General features: G+C 56.8%; 5 protein-coding genes and 1 pseudogene. All 6 read left to right on the top strand.

Annotated features, from left to right (window positions below):
- The first annotated feature begins 164 nt into the window (after nt 1-164).
- Nucleotides 165-1,826 carry a Mu transposase C-terminal domain-containing protein gene (locus ACR65W_RS01225; RefSeq protein WP_124740569.1) on the top strand — a complete coding sequence of 554 codons (1,662 nt, stop codon included), beginning with the start codon at nt 165-167 and terminating at the stop codon, nt 1,824-1,826.
- Nucleotides 1,816-2,697, top strand: a complete 882-nt coding sequence (locus tag ACR65W_RS01230; protein WP_124740570.1) for a TniB family NTP-binding protein — start codon at nt 1,816-1,818, stop codon at nt 2,695-2,697. The genes ACR65W_RS01225 and ACR65W_RS01230 overlap by 11 nt, the downstream gene beginning before the upstream one ends.
- A gap of 2 nt (nt 2,698-2,699) precedes the next feature.
- A pseudogene (locus ACR65W_RS01235) lies at nt 2,700-3,080 on the top strand (TniQ family protein); the annotation flags it as partial.
- Between the two features lie 189 nt (nt 3,081-3,269).
- Nucleotides 3,270-3,578 (top strand): hypothetical protein, encoded by a 309-nt coding sequence (locus ACR65W_RS01240; protein ID WP_196391677.1) that lies wholly within the window; start codon nt 3,270-3,272, stop codon nt 3,576-3,578.
- 126 nt (nt 3,579-3,704) lie between these two features.
- Nucleotides 3,705-4,064 carry an AAA family ATPase gene (locus ACR65W_RS01245; protein WP_434500505.1) on the top strand — a complete coding sequence of 120 codons (360 nt, stop codon included), beginning with the start codon at nt 3,705-3,707 and terminating at the stop codon, nt 4,062-4,064.
- Nucleotides 3,997-4,320: transposase (locus ACR65W_RS01250; RefSeq protein ID WP_434502206.1), on the top strand; the 324-nt coding region annotated here is incomplete at its 3' end. The genes ACR65W_RS01245 and ACR65W_RS01250, both read left to right, overlap by 68 nt.

The raw sequence follows: 4,320 nt of genomic DNA on the forward strand, positions 1-4,320 counted from the left end.
TGTCAGGACACATCAGAAATTGAGAAATCGGCCTGTTGAATTTCAATGCGTTACGAAACGCTGCTGATTTACGCGTATACATTTGAATTGAGAAAACGCCCGAATGATGTACAGTTGAATTGAGAATTTGCGGCTCAACCATTTCTCATGGACGCGGCCGAAAAATGAACAGCAATAATGAGAACGCGCCCTGCCCTGATGACGCCGACACGACGGGGTCCGACGACCCGCAGTGGTTAGAGGCATGTCGACGCGAGGAGGCCATCAGAGAATTGTTAGGCCGCTCCGCGGGCGACCGGCTACGAACAAGCGACGTCGAAGATGTTGCTTTGGACCTCGGGATCAGTCGCGCGACACTTTATCGCCTCGTCGCGATCTATCGCGAAACGCCCACCGTTGAGGCGCTTCAGCCGAAGCCGCGAGGCCGATCGAAAGGGGCGCTCGCTCTCGACAAATCGCGTCATAAGTTGATCCGCCAGACGATCCGGGAAGTCTATCTGAAGCCGCAGCGTCCAACGCTGACCCACCTCGTCGAACAAATCCATTTGCGTTTCGTCCAGCACGGATGGCCATTGCCAGATCGTCGAACGATCAAGACGCGCGTCGATGACATCGAGAGGCGATTGGTCGCGCGTAAACGGAAGGACAAACGCGCGATCAAAGCGACAACGCCAGTTCCGGGCGAATACAAAGCCTCCCGGCCGCTCGAGGTGGTTCAGATCGATCACACGCTCGTCGATCTCATCGTCGTTCACGAAGAGACGCGCGAACCGCTCGCACGCCCTTGGCTGACGCTGGCGATCGATGTGTTTACGCGAATGATTACGGGCTTTCATCTTTCGATGGATCCCCCTTCACGGCTTTCCGTGAGCCTCTGCGTTCTCCATGGCGTTTACGACAAGACAGCCTGGTTGCAGGAACGTGAGATCGACGCGACATGGCCAGTCGCCGGCTTGCCAGAGGCCTTTCACGTCGACAATGGCGCAGATTTCAGAAGCAAGGCTTTCATTCGCGGTTGTCGCAACGAAGGCGTCGATATCATTTGGCGCCCGCCTGGCGAACCGCATTACGGCGGTCATATCGAACGGCTGATCGGAACGATGATGGGTCAGATGCATCTTCTGCCCGGCACTTCATTTGGAAATCCGATCGAACGAGGGTCCTACGATCCGAAAAAGAATTCAGCCATGTCGTTGCGAGAGCTCGAATGCTTTCTCGGCTGGGAGATTGCGGGCGGCTATCACGACCGAATACACAGCACCTTGATGCGCTCACCATTGGCAGTCTGGCGCGAACATGAGGCGCGGATCAATCTGCGCATGCCGCATGATCGAATGGCCTTCTGGGTTTCGTTATTGCCCGAGGCGTATCGAACACTCAGGCCAGACGGCGTCTGGTTGCATGGATTGCCATACTGGTCGAACGTTTTAAGCGCCGATCTCGGAGGCGCCAAACGCGAGCTTTTAGTCAAATATGATCCCCGAGATATTTCAAGAATTTTTGTTCAGCGTCCTTCCGGGCGTTTCGTCGAAGCCCGGAGCCGCGATCTTACGTGCCCATCAATAAGTCTCCGCGAATGGAAACTACGTCGGCGCGAAACGCGAGCGCAAGCGCGCGCGGAACGCGAACCGAACCAGTGGATCACTACTGCAAAGGCCAAGCGTCGCATTGTTGACGATGCAATAAGGAAGACGGCGCAGGCCCGCCGCGACCCGCAGCCCAAAAACAAGATTTCGGTGGATGACGAAGGATTCGGCTCGCTCAAGGGCATCGACTCGCGCACTCCTTCCATTCTGGAAATCGCGGAGAAGCAGCGTGATCGATAGGGCCGCCCACGTCACGGACGAAGTTGCAAGTCTTCTCGACGCATCTAATGACGCGCGGATCCAATTTATTCGATCAAAGCCGTGGGTCCACTATCCAAAAGCAAAACATATCGTCGATTTGATTCAGGGTCTCCCGACTCACCCGCGCACGACGCGAATGCCGTCAATCGCCGTCTATGGCGACAGCGGCATGGGAAAATCGATGATCGTCGGGCGCTTCAAGCACGACCAGATGCTCGCTTTCGATGCAGCAACAGCCGACGCACGACGTAAATTTCTCGTTGTGGAGTTGGCGGGCGGGCCGGGCGAGCGGCGCCTTTATGCACAAATTCTCTCTGCACTTGGCGCCCCTTCCAATCCGCGCGCGACAATTGTCGCATTAGAGCAGACGACAATTCGACTATTGCGAGCCGTGGGCGTTCAAGTCCTGCTGATAGATGAAATTCATAATATCATCGCCGGTTCATGGCGCGAGCAGCGTGTCGTTCTGAACACGCTTCGTTTCTTGAGTAACGAGCTTCAGCTTTCGCTTGTCTGCTTCGGCATCACGGAAGCACGTGAGGCGATCAACGGCGACGTACAGCTTGCCAGACGCTTTGATGTTGTCACGTTGCCGCGCTGGAAAGCCGATGACGAGTTTCAGCAACTCGTCCTTGCCATTCTCCGCAATCTCCCGCTTCGTCAGCCGAGCATTCTGACGGCGCGCGGTCTCAAACGAATTCTTCGAGTGACTGAAGGCGTAACGTCAAAAATATTCCGCCTTGTGAATGAAGTCGCGATCCAGGCTATCGAGACAGGAACGGAACGACTAACCGACGAAGCCATTGATGATTGGAGGCCTATCAGCGAGGAGGAAGCCGCGTTCCAATGACGATGCTGATCAACGCCGCTCGGCGGCCCTTGCCGGTCGTCCTCGACCCGACGCCCGACGAACTTCTTTCATCGTGGCTTCATCGTCATGCAGCTTTCTATGGGCTCACGGAGCCCATGCTCATCTCGTGGCTAAAGCTCGAATCGAAGAAGCTGCGTAGCCTCGACTTCCGCCCAGGTCTCGGCCAGATCGCACGCATCGTAGATTCGTTTCGCACTGATCCAATGGATGTTGTCGCCATGACGCATACAGCGCTTCCAATCGAGGTCGCGGCACTGGTTGGAAGAGGCAAGCCGATTCAATTCTGTCGGACATGCTGCGAGCGACATCGCGCGGCTGACACTCCGGGAGCGGTTCTAAAAAGCTGGCTTGAGGCGTGGCGCGTTACTTGTCCTCTATGCGGTTCGCCGCTCTCAGAAATCGAGGGACCTCGTGCCGGCTGCGATACCGTCCGAAACACGAGCCCATTTGGGGACCATTGGGACGCCGCCAAAATCGGAGAGGAGCTTGTCAATCGTCACTTGCGGGGCGAGCCGACGCCGCTAGCATCCCCTATTGCGATGATGCGGCTTTTGCTGATCTTAAATCGCCCGCAGACGACGCAGCCCCCCGAAGGCTACAATAAGAGCTGGTTGCTCAACGAGATCGTTCCAGGATTTGACGCCGAAGCATTACGCATAGCGCCGTCCATCAGCAAAGGCGCAAACGCTATGGTGCCGCTCTATTTACGCATCGCGCTACTCGCCGGTCTCGCAGTCGCCGCGAAAAACGCGGCGGATACGATTCAGCGCCTGCGCCCCTTCTGTCGCCCCGTCTATCGAAAGCGATTCGACGAGCTCGCCTACGCCGCGCTCGGGATGCCGCTGGAGTTCTCAATTTAAGCGTCAAAGCTCGAAAATGCGCGCCGAAATTCTCAAATATGATGTCAACGCGCCGCGCGAACAGGGATTTTCTAATCAAAGGATGTATCCTGACACCCTGGAACACCTGTTTCTTCCCTAGCAGAATTGGTTGGCCGCGAAGCCAGCTTACGCGAACTGCTCAATATCGCTGCGAGTCCAGGAGAGCATGCATTCATCGCCAGCGCACGGGGAACCGGCAAAACGTCGTTGGTCAGCTGCTTTTTAGACTGTGCGAGCAGAGCAGCCCCTCAAATCACATGCGTTCGCACGAACTGTGAAAACTCAAGTTTTAAGGCAATCTGGAGTAAAGTTTTAAGAAGAATCCTAGGGCTCGGACCCATAAAGTTGTTGGCTTGGGCGCGACGTTGTGATTCACAGCTTCCGAAAGGAAGCGCCGATGATTCCCGACCGTTTTTGGCTGACCGACGCCCAGTTTGCGAAGATTGCGCCGCACCTCCCCACTGACACGAGGGACAAGGCGCGGGTCGACGATCGACGCGTGATCAGCGGGATTGTCCATGTGCTGAAATCCGGCGGGCGCTGGATCGACGCGCCGTCGGAATACGGGCCGCGGAAGACACTCTACAACCGTTATGTCCGGTGGGCGGCCAAGGGCGTGTGGGTCAATCTCTTCCACGCGCTCGCGCAAGCTGGCGGCCCGCCGCCGCAGCTTCTCATCGACTCCTCCGCGGTCAAGGCGCATCGCTCCGCCAGTGGCGGC

This window comes from Methylocystis sp., assembly GCF_051062815.1.
Taxonomy (GTDB): Bacteria; Pseudomonadota; Alphaproteobacteria; order Rhizobiales; family Beijerinckiaceae; genus Methylocystis.